The organism is Kitasatospora sp. NPDC018619 (assembly GCF_044391605.1).
Classification (GTDB): domain Bacteria; phylum Actinomycetota; class Actinomycetes; order Streptomycetales; family Streptomycetaceae; genus Kitasatospora.
Genome location: NZ_JBISAI010000002.1, coordinates 99500 through 115418, shown reverse-complemented (window position 1 = coordinate 115418; position 15919 = coordinate 99500). Strand labels below are relative to the sequence as shown.

Genomic DNA, 15919 nt, shown 5'->3' with positions numbered 1-15919 from the left:
GCCCCCGCGGGGCACGGCTGCGGGGACCGGGTCAGCCGGTGGTCGCGGCGATGCCCTGGATGGCGCTGCTGGCGACGCCGTAGAAGGTGGTCCAGCTGCCGTCGGCCTTCTTGTCGGCGGTCCAGATCCTGTCGTCGCTGCCGATGGCGAACAGGCGGACGGTGTCGCCGATGGTGGTGCTGGCGACCTGCTTGACGCCGAGGACGTCGGGCACCTTCTCGAAGGTGGTCCAGGGGCCGTTGCCGGTGCTGTCGGTGGTCCAGATCTGGCTGTCGGCGCCGACGGCGAACAGCCGGACCGCGTTGCCGGTCGTGGTGGCGGCGATGTGCTGGATGCCGCTGCTGGGGATGGCCTCGAAGGTGGTCCACGTCCCGGCGGTGTAGTCGCCGGTGGCGGTCCAGATCCGGTTGTCGCCGCCGATCGCGAACAGGCGCACGGTGTTGCCGACAGCGGTGGCGGTGATCTGCTTGATGGCGCTGCTGGGCAGGGGCGTGAACGCGCTCCAGGTGCCGGCGGCGTAGTCGCCGTCCGCGCCGTAGATGCGCTCGTCGCCGCCGATGGCGAACAGGCGCACCTTGTCGCCCATGGCGACGGCGGTCACCTGCCGGATGCCGCTGTTGCCCGGCACGACCTCGAACGGCGACCAGGCGCCGGAGCCGTCCCGGGTGGCGGTCCGGATCCGCTGGTCGCTGCCGATCCCGAACAGGCGCACCTTGTCGCCCATGGTGACGGCACTGACCTGCCGGACACCGGCGCTGTTCGGCACGGCTGCGAAGGTGCCCCACACGTTCGTGGTGTACGCGCCCTCGTTGGCCCAGATCTGGCCGTCGCCGCCGATCGCGAACAGCTCGCTGGCCGGACGGGAGGCCCTCACCTGCGTCACCCACTCGCCGATGTCGTCGACCCGGGAGCTGTACGCGCCGGTGCGGGTCTCGGTGGCCGGGGTGCCCAGGCAGCCGCCCTGCCAGGAACGGGAGGCCACGGCGACCAGCTCGGCCTTGCCGTTGACCTCGCGGACGGCGGGGGCGCCAGTGTCGCCCTTGCAGACCGCCGCGCCGCCCGTCCCCGTGATGCCGATCCCGGTCGCACTCACGGTGTCCAGGGTGAACGCGCCGGTGTGGAGCTTGGACGGCACCCACTCGTCCTTGGTCCGGCCGAAACCGGCGACGCGCAGGCTCTGCCCGGCGGCGGGCGCGGTGGCGGCGACGGCGAGCGGGGCGATGCCGTCGACGGGCACCGCGAGACGGGCCATGACGAGGTCGCGGTCGGAGCGCGGCACCAGCTCGGCCACCTCGGCCGTCTTGCCGCCGAGCGTGACGGTGGTCTTCCACTTCGGCTTGCCGGCCGCCAGGGCCTGCGGCTGCGCCGGGTCGTCGGAGAAGCAGGACGCCGCGGTGAGCACCCAGGAGCGGTCCACCAGCGCGCCGGTGCAGGCCCGCAGGCTGTCGCCGACCACCAGACGGGCGGTGGAGGCGTACGTGCCGTCGGCGGCCTCGGCGCCGACGAGGGCCTGAGCCGGTGAAATCGTGGCTGCGATGAGACCTGCGGAGGCAGCTGCCATGCCGGCAGCCCTCCGAGAGAGGGGAATCTTGGAATTCATATTTCGGTCCCTCGGATGGAAACGGAGATTCTGGAAGGAGCGGTCTGTCGGATCGCCGGTCCGGGCGCCTGGACGAACCCGCGCGGCGTTCCGATGACGACGGGCGCAGGATCGCTTCGATACCAGGCGTACGTCCCTCGACGAGCAGCCCCGGCTCGGCGGAGCACTTCGCCCCTCAGTGGCGTGAAGCAAAGGCGTGTTGGCATACGGATCACAGGGTTCGCGCTTCCGCGTGCCGGGGACGGGCGATCCGTTGCCACACTGCCGCCGCGGAAACCGGCTACCCGCGGGAATCCCGCCGGTGTCAGCCCGCGACCCGCAGTTCCACGAGCGTGGAGCGGGCCCCCCCGACCGTCCCCTCGCCGACACTCTTGTAGCCTCCCTGGGCCACGGTGACGGCCTGGGTGGTGCCGGCAGCGGTAAGGCTGGCACTGATCGGCTGATCCGCCGCCTCCAGGGCGAAGACGCGGGTCATCTCCAAGGTCAGGTAGGCGTCCGGGCCGGTCGCACGGAAGCAGGCGTCTCCGTTCCGGCTGTAGACCTTGATCTGAGGGGTCGCCGGGTCACAGTCGACCAGCATGAGCCGACCGTTGCCCCTGATGAGCTTGATGCCCGTTGCCTGCAGGATCTCCGCGGCACCCGGGTAGGCGAAGTCCTCCACGGCGGTCGGCGGCAGGTCCTCACCCGCGGCGACAGCAGCCACGGACTGCGCTGACGCCGAGGCCAGCGTCGGCACGGCGACCGCAGCGAGGAGCGCACCGGACGCGGACGCCAGGAGGATTCGGCGAAGACGGCTGGTCACAACGTGTCCTTTCAGGCCGCTCCGAGGCGGCATCAGGTCGTGGGGAATCGCAACACAAATCGGCAAGATCCATGTGCTGCGACCGCAAAGTACTGGACCCGACCGATGCCGCGTCAAGTCAGATCATTTTTTTCGCTTCCGGCCGAATGAATCGCGGGAGCGACGGCTGGTTTGTATGGATACACATTAAAATGAGGCAAGCATCCCGGTTTGCCCCGCCTTTCACTAAAAAAATATCCGGTATCAATGATTTGATTGACAAACAGACATGACCCTGTGTTAGAGATCCTTTCCGGCACCGGGATTCGGTGTCGCGGCATGCGGCCGCCAGACCAAAGGATCGAGTATCCATTGATGCAGAGAACGCGTGCGAAGGGCGGAGCAGGACAGGGGGTGCGCGCAACACGGGCGCTGTGCCTCGCGTTGCTCTCATCCGCTCTCGTGGCAGCGGGAGTGACCTCACCTCCCCGGGCGTTCGCGGACGGTGGAGTCCCGTCAGCGATAGAAGCAGGAACGTTCCCGCAGACGGACCGCGGCCGGACGGTCCAGCTCTGGATGGACGGGGGCCCCGGAGTCAGGGCTGCCGCCGAGGTCGCTCTGACGGGTACCGATGACGACGTGCGGCGGTTCCTGTCGCAGGCGCCCGCGGAGGAGTACCAGGACAACCGGATCTACACCGCACAGATCGCCACGATCGGAGGCGCCGGCCTTCAGGACGCCGCCCGACAAGCCCTCAGTGGCACCCCGGACCAGCTGAAGTCCTTCCTCAAGGACGGCTGGAAGGCCCCACTGCTCCAGGACCAGCGGGTACGTGTGGCGCAGATCATCAGCACCGGTGGGCCCGGGGTCCAGGAGGCCGGTCGCGCCGCGCTGAACGGCACACCCGACGACGTCAAGCTGTTCCTGGAACAGGGCCAGTACGACGAGCAGGACAGCGACGAGCGGGTTCAGGTCTCGCAGATCATGAGCGTGGGCGGACCGTCGGTGGTAGCGGCGGGCAGAATCGCCCTCAGCGGCACCGCGGACGACATCCACGAGTTCATCGAGGTCGGCCAGCACGTCGCCCGCAACCGCGACCAGGAGACCCTGACGGTCGCCCAGCTGGCCGGCCTGGCCAAGGCGGCCGGCGTCCAGGCCGCCGCCCAGAAGGAGGCGGCCAAGGACGCGTCCGCCCGCGCGGTCTTCATCGCCCAGCAGGCGAAGGAGGCGGCGGCGAACGCCGCCCGCGAGACGCAGGAGGCCAGGAACGACGCCCAGCGCGCGGCCGCCGCCACCGAGAACGCGGCCAAGGCCGCCGAGCAGGCCGCCGCTGCCGCCCAGCAGGCGATCGGTGCGGCCCGCGCGGCGAACACCGCGGCCAAGATCGCGGCGAATGCCGCCGCCCAGGCTGCCTCCGCTGCAGCCGGAGCCGCCCAGGCCGCCTCCCGGGCCCAGTCCGCAGCAGCCGGAGCGGCCACCAACGCGTCCCAGGCGGGCGTGGCCCGCCAGGCTGCGACGGACGCCCGTGCTGCGGCTGACGGGGCCGACGAAGCCGCCGACGCCGCCGCGCAGGCCGGCGTCGCCGCGAATGCTGCGGGCGAGGCCGCCAAGAGTGCCACGAGCGCGGGCCAGAACGCCGGCGCGGCGGCCGACGCAGCCGATCAGGCCAACGACTACGCGGCTCAGGCCGGAGTGCAGTCGAAGTCGGCGGCCCAGGCCGCGGCCATCACCCGGCGTCACGCCCAGGAGGCGACGCGGGCAGCCAACGCGGCCCAGGCCCTCGCCGCCAAGTCGGCGGCTGCTGCCAACGAGGCGCGCGACGCCGCTCGTTCGGCCGCCTTGCACGCGCGCGCGGCCGCGAAGGAGGCGGATGACGCGGCCGCCCACGCAGGGGAAGCCGCCAATGCGGCAGAGCAGGCGACCAACCATGCGAAGTCGGCCGGGGAGTTCGCCACCGAGGCGACGGCCGCCGTCACCAAGGCCCAGACCACGCACGAGCTCACGCTGCAGATCGAGGCCGAGGGACTGACCGCCCGGACCAACGCCAGCGTCGAGAAGGCGAAGGACCTGAAGTGGCAGGAGGACCAGCGCACTGCGAAACTGGCCGCCGCGGCTCAGCAGGTCAAGGACACTGCGGCTCAGGCCCGCAATCTGATAGCCGACGCCTCGCGCCCGGACGCCGACACGACGGAGATCGCCGCCAAGGGCCGGCAGGTCGCGGTCATGACCCTCAAGACGGGCGGATCCTGGAGCCGGACCGCGGCCGGCCTGGCACTCTCCGGCGATGACGCCGCGGTCGTGGACTACGTCCGCACCGGGTGGACGTCGGCGGCACAGCAGGACGAGCGCCAGGAGGTGGAGCGGCTCGCCGCCACGACGCGCTCGGACGGGATCGCCGCCGCGGCCCGCACCGCCCTGGCCGGAAACGACCCCGCGAAGGTGACGGAGTTCCTGACGAGCGGCCAGTACCAGTCGGCCGTCCAGGACCTCCGCGTGCACATAGCGAAGATCATTTCCACCGGTGGTCCCGGTGTGCAGGAAGCCGGCCGGGCGGCTCTGGACTCCGGATCGGTCGACAGGTACCGGCAGTTCATCTCCACCGGGCAGCACGAGGCTGCTTACCAGGACGACCGTGTCCGCGCCGCTCAACTCATCGACAGCGGTACTCCGGAGGTCGCCGCCACGGCCCGGATCGCGCTCATGAGCCCGATCCGCACGCTTCGCTCGTACATCCAGTTCGGCCAGTTCCAGGCCCAGCGCGAGGACGAGCTGGCAGCCACGCACGCCGCACAGATCGAGCAGGTGATCGCAGAGGCCTCCACGGTGGCTGCCACCGCTCGACAGGACGCCGCGGAGGCAGCACAGGCCGCGGCAACCGCCCGGGATGCGTCCACCGAGGCCGACGAATACCGCCGGCAGGCCCAGGCCTCCGCCGCCGAGGCGCAGAAGTACTCCGCCCAGGCGGCACAGTCCGCCAAGTCCGCCGAAGCGTCATCGGCAAAGGCAGCCCAATCCGCCAAGACCGCGCGGAAGGCCGAGTCCGAGGCCGTCTCCGCGGTGAACCGCGCGATCAACTCCGCTGCCAGCGCCCAGTACTCGGCGAACTGGGCGAACCAGTCGGCCGGCGCCGCCCGTACGGCGGCCAAGGACGCGTGGAACTCCGCCGTCAACGCGCACGAGGACGCACGTGCCGCCGACGCGGCGTACCGGGACACCTTCGCCAGGGCCGTCGAACTCCAGAAGCAGGAGATGGCCAACTGGCTGAGCGAGCAGGAGAACATCCGCAAGGCGGCAGCCGAAGCCCAGAACGGCCAGCCCCAGGACAAGAAGGACGACAGCTGGATCCCGGGCTGGCTCTCCGGGACCGTCGACAAGGCCTGGAACTACGCACAGCCCTTCTTCAACAAGGACATCTGGATCGGGGCGGGCGAGACCGTTCTCGGCGGAGTCATGGTCGGAGCGGGTGCGACCGAGGACTTCGCGGGCGGTGTCGTGTGCCTCAGTGGTGTCGGCTGCCTGGCCGGCGCCCCCGCCATCGTCATGGGCACCACGATCATCGTCGGGGGCATCGGCATCGGGGCGGACGGGCTCGACCGTTTCAACAACGGGATCAAGACCGCCCTGAGGGAGGCCCAGGAGGGCGGGGGTGCCTCTCGCGGAGCCTCCCACCCCATCGACGAGTCCGCGAAGGCCTTCGACGCGAACGAGCGGAAGATCGCCGACCTGCTCGCCGGCGAAGGCCGCCACGTCAAGTCGGTCCTGGAATCGAAGGTGCCCGGCGAGAGGCGTCCCGATGCCATCGTCGACGGAGTTCCGACGGAGTTCAAGAGCCTTCAGCCCGGCGCCCAGCCCAGCACGGTGAGGAACCAGATCAACTCCGCCAAGGGGCAGGCCAGGGACGTGGTCATCGACGCACGGGGCTCCGGCCTGAACGAAGCCGGAGCACGCGAGGGAATCCAGAGGTTCTTCGGGGAGAACAACAGGTACAACGCTCCGGACCGGATGAACCAGATTCGCATCGTCGGCGACGGCTTCGAGGTCACCTACCCCTAGCCCGGAAGGACCGGAGTCCGTGACGCACAGGTCCTCGGCCGTGTCCGGGACCCGTCACGTCCTCCACCTGCCCATGGCGGGACCGCCGGGACCATCACGGCCCCGGCGGTCCCGCGCCACGCCGGCGGGGCGCAGCGATCGCTCCCTGGGTCCGGCAGTCCTCGCGTCGTGCGCGGAGGAACAATAGACTCGCCAGGATCGCCGCCGTTCGTGTCCGACCCCTGTGGTCAGCCGGAAAGGCCCCCCCGGATCCGGATCCTGGCACCTTCCGGGAAACATGACCAGGAGTTTCACAGTGAGTTCCCAGCACTACATCTTCATCCAGCCGGCAGCGCCCGACACCGATATCCTCTCCGATCTCTCCGCGGCGTGCGGGAGCGAGCTGCAGCCGGTCGGAATCGGGCAGGTGGACCATGTCACGACAGTCGATGGCACCACGCGTGCCGAACTGCAGCTCTCGCACGAGTTCGAGGAGGACCAGGGCATACCGTTCGAACGGTTCCAGGCAGTGCTGGTCGTGCGGGACGTGGACCGGGACCTGGAGCGGCAGTCGGCTGCCGCACGCAGAATCGTCCGTGCACTCGCGGACACCCGGCGGTACTGGGTGGTCCTGGTGTACGAACTGCAGGCCTACATCGAATCGGCGGCACCCGGCGACACCGGGTCACAGCTCTGGCCGCCGGCGCCGGCGCACCGCTAGCGCCTGTCTGCCGCTGAGACGCCGCGGACGGACGGCTCTGGCTGCCCACCGACTGGCCGTCGCTGACTGACCTGCCGAGCGGTGCCCGCGTCGGCGTCCAGAGGCACCTGCGGGCCGCCCGTCTCTGTCCGACGGGCGGTCCGCAGCCGTTCGCGCTGCTTCTCCGTGGTCGGGCCGGCGCGGTCCGGGACCGGTGGAGGGGCGGCCGGGGCCGTACGCCCCACGGCGCACCACCGGCTCCGGAAAGCCCCGAGGAGGCCTTGGACGGCACCCGCCTGCTTGCCCTCGGTCGTCTGGCTCCGGCGCGCCCCGGTCGGGATCAGCAGCCGATGTAGCGCATGCTGAGGCCGGTGATGTGGGTGCCCGAGGGTGCGTAGAGGGTGATGGCGCGGGACTTGCCCTTGCCGCCGGCCCAGTCGCTGTCGACGTGGCCGCCGTTGGAGAGGCTGCCGCGCACGTACGGACAGCGGCCGTCCGCCTTGGTGTCGTGCACCGTGCCGACGACCTTGGTGTCGTAGTTGCACCACTTGCCGTTGGCGTAGCCCTCGCCGGAGCTGATGCTCCAGTTGTTGGTGCACGAGTCGGCGCGCGGCGCGGCCTGGGCGGCGGCCGCCGGCAGGAGCAGGGCGGCGAGGGTCAGGGCGGCGACGGCGGCGCCGGGGACGGCGAGACGGCGCTTGGACATGGCGGTACCTCCACACGGGTCGGCGGTGGACATCCGGGCCGGGCACCGCACGGTACGCACGGCGCGCGGTGCGGCACGTCGGGGCCCGGGCTCGGCGATTCATCGAGCGTGACGTAGTCGAACGACCGCCGTCAACGCGGGAGTCGGGCGCCGGCCGCGGCCTGCCGCCCCTGGCGCACCGCAGCCGCCCGGGCGACCCAGGGGTACGTCCCGCACCATCGGGGTGGGGTCCGGCAGTCGACCGTGTGCACGAACCCCGGCCCGCCGTTCGTGCCCGGCTCCGGTCGGCTCCGGAGGTGGCGGACCTTCAGGCGGCCGAAGCCGCTGGCTCCGGTGATCAGGATCGTCGGATAGCCCCCGGTCGCGCGGCGGGCAGGGGGAAGGTGGTCCTGGCGTTGCCGGTGCCGAGCCCCGAGCCGACCCCGACCGCCGGGTGTTCGATGGCCTCCTCCGGCCGCACCAGCCGCACCCACCCGAGCGCGGAGGCCACCGTGAACGCCCGAACAGGACGTCCGCGGAACGGCGCCCCCGGCGGGTGGGCGGGCCGGGGCGGCGGGGCTCAGTGGCGGTGGTGGTTGTCGGGTTGGGCCGGGTCGCCCGGGTGTTCCAACCCCTCGACCAGGGTGAGGCGGCGGGCGCGTTCGCGGTCGAGCCAGCGGACGAAGACGGAGCGGCGGGCGGCGTCGCGCAGGGCCGGGGTCGGGTCGGGCGGCTCCGGGAGCGCGACCACCGCGCGCAGGGCGGCCCGCCAGGGGCCCGCGGTGACCCAGGTGCCGGGCGGGGCCGCGCGCAGGGCCTCGGCCAGGGAGGCCGGGAGGGTCGCGGGGTCGACGTCCGACTCGCCGTCGGGGAAGGCGAGTCGCCAGCGCTCCGCCGCCGGGCGGGTGGTCATCGCGCGGTGGTGGGCGAGGGACTCTGCGGCCGGCTCGGTGCCCGCCGTCACCGAGTCATAGACGGCGCGGACGGCCGGGTTGCCCTCGTAGGCGGCCGCCGTGATGGAGCCGAGCTCGACGGCGGCCTGCTGGTCGAGGCGGGCGGGCGCCGACGGCCCGACGGGCAGGCCGCGCTCCGCGGCGACCGCCTCGCAGAGGGCCTCGGTGAGGAGCACCTGGGCGACCCAGCGGGTGAGCTGCCGGTCCTCCGAACTGCCGGGCTGCGGCAGGGCGGTGGCGCGCGGGCCGGTCCGCAGGGCGGTCAGGCGGCGGTCGAGGGCGGTGCGCGGCAGGGGCCGTCCGTCGAGCAGACCGAGCACCCTCATGCCTCCACCACCAGGGCGACGGTGGGGGTGTACTGGCAGCGGCCGAACCACATGACCTTGACGAGGGCCCAGAACGAGCCCGGGTCGGTGGCTTCAGGGACGGCGACGGCGAAGTCGACGGTCGTGGTGGCGCCGGCCGGGACGGTGAAGCCGCGGACGGGCTCGGCGACGGCCTCCCAGGTGCCCCACGGCGAGACGAGTTGCAGCTCGCCCCGGATCTCGCCCCGGGTGCGGCTGGCGAGGGTGAGGCCGAGGACGGCCCGGCCGCCGGGGGCCAGGCGCAGGGTCTCGTGGGAGACGGACACGTCCAGGCCGGTGTCCCGTCCGGCGGTGGCCTGGGTGCCCTGGGCGATCGTCCAGTCCTCGGGGGTGTCGCCGGGGACGGGCAGCAGGTCGGGGAGGTCCCCGACGGCGATGGTCACCACGTCCTCGATCTGCTGGCCGTCGTGTTCGATCCGGACGGCCGCGAAGTACAGCCCGGGATCGGCGCCGGCCGGCGGGGTGAGGGTCACCGGGAAGCGCAGGTGGCCGTCGGGCGCGAGCCGGTACGGGCGGCTGCCGAGGCTGGTGGTCCAGCCCTCGGGCGGCAGCACCACGGCCGTGCCCTCGACGGCCGCGTCCCGTAGCTGGGAGGACAGGGCGACGGAGAGCGTCACCGGCTCCCCGGACGTGCGCAGCAGTCCGGGCGAGGCGCCGACGGACACCGGGAGGTAGCCGAGCGGGGCCGGGCCCCGGTTGTGCAGCCAGTAGCGGGCGTGGACGGGCTGGGCCGCCTCGGCGACCGCGCCGAGGTCCGTGTCGGCCGCCGGGGCGGTGACGGCCGGGCTCGCCAGTAGGGTGGCGATCCGTGAGCCCGGGAGGTCGAGCGCGGAGCCCTCGGCGGGGAGCGGGCGCTCCAGGAGGTCCGCGGCCCGCACCTCCCCCAGGCCGAGCGCGCCGCTGAGCCTCGCCGTACGCCCGAGGCCGGTGGACTCGACCAGCCGGACGGCCAGTTCGGGGCCGACCGGCGCCGCCGAGCCGTGCGCGACCGGGTTGCCGGCCGGCTTGAGCGCGCCCAGCAGCACCTCGCGCTGGGGTTCCACCCGCAGCCAGGACAGCGTGGCCGGCAGCGGCCCGTCCTGCGCCGGGGCGATCCGGGCGTACAGCGGGTGGTTGAACTCCTGGCCCCGGGCGGGCAGCACCTGGTCCCGCCAGTCGCCGTCCCCGCCGACCAGCGCGTAGCAGAACTCATGGGTCCAGTGCTGGAGTTGGAACGAGGCGCCGTCGGGCAGGGTGCGCCGGGGCGGGTCGATCCAGACCCCGGAGGGCCAGCCGGTGCAGGAGCGCATCAGCGACAGGTGCAGGGCGCCGGTGGTGTCGACGGCGAACCCGGGCAGTCCGAACCCGAGCAACGCCACGGTGCGGTCGGCCAGTTGCTCCCGGACCGGCGAAGGGCAGACGACGGTGATCCGGGCGTCGGCCAGGTCCTCGACCAGCGCCGCGACATCCGACACCACCAGCGCGGGCAGTGCCCGCAGGTCGCGCAGGTCGGCGTCCGGGCGCCACACCTCAGCGAGCGGGGTCAGCGCCGGCACCCACACCGCACCGTGCGCCTTCAGCGCGGCCGCGTACTCCTCCCCCGCCGACGCGACCAACTCCCGGGCCGCGTCGTTGGTTTCCGGCCCGCCGACCACGATCCGGAAGTCCGGCAGGTTGGAGTCCACGTCCAGCCAGCCGTACCGCGCCCAGTTCGCCCCCGAGGTGGTGGCGGTGACGCCGATCCGGGCGAGCGCGACCACCAGCGGGCGGGCGTCGGCGGCTGCGTCCAGCGTGGGGACGACGACCTCCGCCACGCCGAGGGCGCGCGAGCCGAGCGGCGCCCCGGCGGCGTCGGTCAGCTCGGCCCGCGCCGTGGCGCCCAGCCCGAACCAGGTGTTGGCCGGGTTGTCCAGCGTCCAGGGCGCTTCCGCCGAGTCGACGTCCGGCATCGCGAAGCCGCGCCCGATGACGGCGCCCGCGACCTCGCTGACCGGCAGGCCGCCGGGGACGTCCACCGGGAAGCGCAGCCGCAGCAGCCGGTCGGCGCCGGAGTAGTCGACCACCCGGGTCCGGCAGTCCACCCGGTCGAGGCCGTGCCACAGCGTGACGGTCTGCTCGTAGCGGACGGAGTCGACCGTCCCCTCGACCACCAGGCGCTCGCCGAGCGGGCCGGTCTCCCGGCGGACCGACGCGGGCCCGTCCCCGGAGCCGACCACCGGGCCGCTGGGCACCAGGTGCCAGGGGCCCTCGCCGAAGTCGGGGTGCTGGGGGTACTCCTCGTACACCCGCAGCTCGTTGCCGATCCGGCCGTCCTGGATCAGCTCCCGGTCGTGCCGCAGGTCCAGCACCGAGCACAGGCCGCCGCCGCGTGCCGGGTCGGCGGCCACCCGGTACCGGCCGTTGCCGATCACCGTGCCCGGGGCGGCCGTCCAGGGCTGCTCCGCGCCGTCCTCCCCCTCCACCAACCGCCAGGTGCGCCAGCCGAGCGCGGGCACGTCGGTGGCGAGGAACCGCAGCACGCCCCGGTCGACGGCGCCGGGAACGGGCGAGCCGGAGTCGTCCAGAATCCTCACCGGCCCGATGCCGGAGGGCAGTTCGACGGTGACGAGGTCGGTCCGGTCGAAGGACAGCGTGTTGGTCACCACGACGGCCCGGCCCTCGCCCTGAGTGGCGATGCGCGCGGCGAAGGCGTCCAGGGCCGCGTCCCGCACGCCCGACGCCAGGTCGTACGCCTCGCGCCAGCCGCCGAGCAGGTCCAGGTAGACCTGGTCGGACTCGGAGCCGGTGATCGCGTCGTGGTGGGCGCCGTAGGCGAGTTGGCGCCAGACCTTGTCGAGCGCGGCGGTCGGGTAGCGGCCGAGGCCCTGCGCGGCGGCGAGCGCGGCGAGCTTCTCCGCGTCCACCGCCGCGACCTCGCCGGCCCGCTGGGCCTGCTTGGTGTCGATGTACGAGACGTCCTTGCCGGTGTACACCGGGTTCATGTCGCGGGTCTGCGGGCTGGGCCGGCGCCCGGTGGCGGCGAGTTCGGCACGGACGGCGTCCAGGAACTCGCGCGGGGTCGCGCAGACGAACCGGGGCCAGAGGTACTTGGCGGCCCAGGAGCGGTGGATCTCGGTGACCCACTTGTTCGGCGGGGTGTAGTCCGTTCCCACCGGCAGCAGCAGGTTCCTGGTCGCGCCGACCGGCTTGAGCTTGCGGTACAGCGCGTAGACGGCCTGTTCGGCGGTGGCGAGGTCGGCGGAGGAGTCCATCCACCAGCCCGCCGAGTAGTGGTGCGGCATGTAGTGGGTGAGCACGCCCTCGCCGCCGGGGGCGATCCACTCGAACTCGCTCGGGAACTGCATCACCCGGGCGTCGTCCTTGGCCTCGCGGAAGTTCTTCTGGATCGGGCCCCACTGGTGGAACGGGCCGCGGGCCCAGGCGCTGCCGGTCAGGCCGGCCGCGGCGAGGTGGCCGGGGAACTGCGGGTCGTGCCCGAACACGTCGAGCTGCCAGGCGGTCCGCGGGTCGCCGCCGAGGATGTCGCGCTGGTAGCCGATGCCGTAGACGAGGTTGCGGATGGTCGTCTCGGCGCCGGTGAGGTTGGTGTTCGGCTCGTTGTACGTGCCGCCGACGAGCTCCACCTGGCCGCTCTCCAGCAGCTGCCGCAGGACCGCACGGCGCTCCGGGTGCTGGTCGAAGTAGGGCTTCAGGTAGTCGACTTCGGCCAGCACGAACTTGTACACCGGGTCCCGCAGGGCGAGGTCCAGGTGCGCGTCGACGAGGGCGAAGCCGTTGCGCTCCCAGAGCGGCCGGGTGGTGGCGTCGGCGGAGAGCAGCTCCCACGGCGAGGTGTAGGCGGCCTGGGTGTTCCACCAGACCGGGTCGTAGTGGAAGTGCGAGACCAGGAACACCGTCCAGCCCGGCTCGGCGACCTCGACCAGGGCCTCGGCGCAGGCGCCCTCGGCCGTGACGGTGACGGGCAGTTCGTCGCCGGGCGAGGCCCCGCTGATCTCCAGCGGGACCTCGACCGGCCCGGTGCCGGTCGCCTCGCCGCGGACGCCCGGCCCGGTGACGGTGATCCGGGCGGCCGGGCCGTCCAGGGTGACCCGCAGCACCTGGCGCGGGGCGCCCTCGGGGCCCACGAACAGGTCGGTGCTCTCGACGGCGGTGATGGTGACCGGCACGGGGGGCTTCCTCTTCCTCGGACGGACGTGGCTGACGGGCAGGGGCTGACGGGCAGGACGGACGGGGCTGACGGGCAGGGGCTGACGCGCGCCCGCGGACGGGCGCCCGCGGACGGGGCCGGCAGCCGCGGGCTACGCGCCCCAGGCCTCGAACTCGTAGATGCGGGCGGCCGGATCGCCGTTCTGGGCCGGCGTATTGACCACCAGCCGGACGTAGCGCGCGGTGGTGTCCACCGGGTGGGTCGTCGTGCCGGCGGTGCTGCCGGTGACGTCGGCGACGGTCGTCCAGGGGTCGCCCGTGCTCGACCTGGCCTGGATCGCGAAGTCGCGGGTGTTGTACGAGGCGCTCTCGCCGCCCGCCGCCGCGTGCTTGACCACGAACGACGACAGCCGCTTCGCCGAACCGAGGTCCACCTCCAGCCACTTGGCGGAGGTCAGGGTGCACCACTTGTCGCCGGTGCCGCCGCTGACGCTGCCGTTGACGGCCTTGGCCGGGCCCTCGTTGGCGTTGCACTGGCCGGAGGCGGTGGCCGGGCGGTTCAGCGCCAGGTTGGTGGAGGTCGGCGGGGTGCCGTTCCAACCCACCGTGGTGGACGCGGCGGTGGAACGCCCGTAGGTGGTGGACACCGCGTCGACGTCCAGGGTGGTGGTGCTCTCGCCGCCGGCCCGGTCGAGCCGCCCGACGAAGTACGCGTCGTTGGGCGTGGCGCCGAGGAAGGTGCGGCTGCCGTCCGCGTTGCGCCGGTAGACCTCGTAGTGGTGCACGTTGCCGCCGGGCGCCGCCGTCCAGGACAGCCGCAGGGACTGGCTGGAGCCGGGCGTCACGTCGCCCGCGCCGAGGACGGTGAGGCCGGCCGGTGCCGCAGGGGTCTCCACCGAGCCGTCGTACACGGCGAGTTGGCCGACGCGCAGGTCGTACGCCGGGTCGCTGCCCTCGACCCGCAGGGCGATCTGGGCGACGGTGCGGCCCGCGTACGGGGCGAGGTCTAGGCTGTGCCGCTCCCAGCCGGTGCCGGAGTTGGCGCCGACGTCGATCGTGGTGAAGCTGCCCGGGGCGTCGGTGAAGGAGACCGCGGCCTTGAGCTTGGTGGGCCCGGCGGCCGGGGTCTTGACCACCAGGTCCAGCTTGGTGTTCGCGGCGACCGCCAGCTTGGTCTGGTACAGCCGGACGGTGTTGGCGGCGTCGAGCTTTCCGCTCAGCCGCAGCGAGGAGCCGCCCTGGTAGGCGTCGGCGAAGTCGACGGACGGGGTGAGCCTGGTGCCGGCCGACTCGACCACCCAGCGGTAGGTGGGCGGGACGTCCTGGAGCGAGAGGTTGTTCCAGCCGCCGGTGGCGACCCGGGTGCCGGCCGCGTTGTAGAAGTCGCCCTGCCCGGTGTCGAAGCTGGTGACGAAGGGCTTGGCGGTGACCGGCGAGGACTCGGCGACGTAGCCGGCCAGGCCGGGCCAGCCCGCCGAGAGGTCGGTCCGGGACGGGTCGCCGTTCGCGCCGACCCAGTAGCGGGCGTCCTTGGCGTAGAAGTCGGCGCGGTCGGCGGCGGACTTCCAGGTCCACTCCGGGCGGTAGAGGCCGAGCGAGGTGGTGTGCGGGCGCCCGGCCGGGAAGAGGGAGTTCCAGTCCACGCCGGTGTTGTAGCCGTTCGCCTCGGTGTCGATGCCGGAGTAGAGCTCGTACTCGCTGCGGCCGAGCTTGCGGGCCAGCGCCCGGGAGGAGTCCAGGCCGCTCGCCGACCAGTCGAAGTTCAGGAACATCGAGTCCGAGGTGCGCTTCGAACCGTCCTGAAGGAACGGGGAGTTGGCTGAGGTGAGGGCGTTCTGCCAGTTCACGGCGCCGGAGGTGGTCATCGCGTCGTACCACATGAACTCGGTGCCGCTCTGCGCCTTGGTGTACTGCATCAGGTTGCGCACCTCGCCCGCCAGGGCCGAATCCCCGCCGCCGGTCTCCTGGTTGATGAACCAGCCGTCGAAGCCGTAGTACTGCGCGGCCTGGACGAGCTTGTCGGCGACGGGGTAGCGGCTGCCGGACTTCTGGACGAAGTCCCGCACCCACTGGAGCTGGCCGCCGTACGCGCCGGGCGGGAAGAAGACCGTGCCGTACACCTTGACGCCGTTGCGGTGGGCGGCGTCGATCACGGTCGGGTTGGGGGCGAGGATCAGGCCCTCGCCGGCCGAGCCGCCCCAGAAGACCAGCTTGTCGACGTACTGCCAGTAGCCGAAGGCGTAGTAGTTCGGGTCGGCGGAGCCCTGGGAGGGGTTGTTGGAGGTGGGCCCGAAGGAGACCAGCGAGGCGATCTTCCCCTCGCCGGCGCGGGCGTTGGGGTTGGCCCGCAGGGCCGGGTCGCTGGTGCGCGGCTGGAGCGGGACGCTGGAGCGGTTGAAGCGGGCGTCCGGGTCGGTCGCCGGGTCCCAGGTCAGGATGCTGTTGGGGTACCAGTACGAGGCGAAGGGCTGGCTGCCCGGGCCGGCCGCGGGGCCCGCCGCGGGTGCTTTGGCCGGTGGTGCGTCGGCGCGGGCCGCGGGCACGGTGGTCAGGGCGGCCGTCGTGAGGACGGCACCGAGCAGCAGGGGGAGGCGTCGTGACATGCGCTGGCTCCGATCGGGCGGAGGAGGGTGGGGGCGGGCCCGGCGTCGTGGCCGGGGCCCGGCCGCATGCGGGGG

Annotated in this window: 8 protein-coding genes; 2 read left to right on the top strand and 6 right to left on the bottom strand. The window is 72.8% G+C overall.

All coding sequences use genetic code 11. The annotated features are described in order from the left end of the window. Positions 1–31: 31 nt before the first annotated feature. Both ACH5AR_RS03135 and ACH5AR_RS03130 read right to left on the bottom strand, forming a co-directional pair. Positions 32–1561: a trypsin-like serine protease gene (locus tag ACH5AR_RS03135; RefSeq protein ID WP_396299647.1), complete on the bottom strand. Its 1530-nt coding sequence runs from the start codon at positions 1559–1561 to the stop codon at positions 32–34. Between the two features lie 343 nt (positions 1562–1904). Continuing rightward, positions 1905–2402, bottom strand: a complete 498-nt coding sequence (locus ACH5AR_RS03130) for a hypothetical protein (RefSeq protein ID WP_396299646.1) — start codon at positions 2400–2402, stop codon at positions 1905–1907. A 354-nt stretch (positions 2403–2756) separates the two neighbouring features. Here ACH5AR_RS03130 and ACH5AR_RS03125 point away from each other — a divergent pair, with 354 nt between their 5' ends. Together ACH5AR_RS03125 and ACH5AR_RS03120 are read left to right on the top strand one after the other, a co-directional pair. Beyond that, positions 2757–6434, top strand: coding sequence for a chemotaxis protein (locus tag ACH5AR_RS03125; protein ID WP_396299645.1), 3678 nt, complete (start codon positions 2757–2759; stop codon positions 6432–6434). 295 nt (positions 6435–6729) lie between these two features. Continuing rightward, positions 6730–7134, top strand: a complete 405-nt coding sequence (locus ACH5AR_RS03120; RefSeq protein WP_396299644.1) for a hypothetical protein — start codon at positions 6730–6732, stop codon at positions 7132–7134. 319 nt (positions 7135–7453) lie between these two features. Here the strand turns inward: ACH5AR_RS03120 and ACH5AR_RS03115 are convergent, their stop codons facing one another. From ACH5AR_RS03115 to ACH5AR_RS03100, 4 genes are all read right to left on the bottom strand, one after another. Then, a complete protein-coding gene (locus ACH5AR_RS03115) occupies positions 7454–7819 on the bottom strand; it encodes a hypothetical protein (RefSeq protein WP_396299643.1) in 366 nt (121 codons plus the stop codon). 559 nt (positions 7820–8378) lie between these two features. Beyond that, complete coding sequence (locus ACH5AR_RS03110; RefSeq protein WP_396299642.1) at positions 8379–9077, bottom strand: hypothetical protein; 699 nt, start codon at positions 9075–9077, stop codon at positions 8379–8381. Further along, positions 9074–13261, bottom strand: coding sequence for an NEW3 domain-containing protein (locus ACH5AR_RS03105; RefSeq protein ID WP_396299641.1), 4188 nt, complete (start codon positions 13259–13261; stop codon positions 9074–9076). The genes ACH5AR_RS03110 and ACH5AR_RS03105 overlap by 4 nt, the downstream gene beginning before the upstream one ends. Before the next feature lie 132 nt (positions 13262–13393). Further along, positions 13394–15844, bottom strand: coding sequence for a discoidin domain-containing protein (locus tag ACH5AR_RS03100; RefSeq protein ID WP_396299640.1), 2451 nt, complete (start codon positions 15842–15844; stop codon positions 13394–13396). Positions 15845–15919 lie beyond the last annotated feature (75 nt).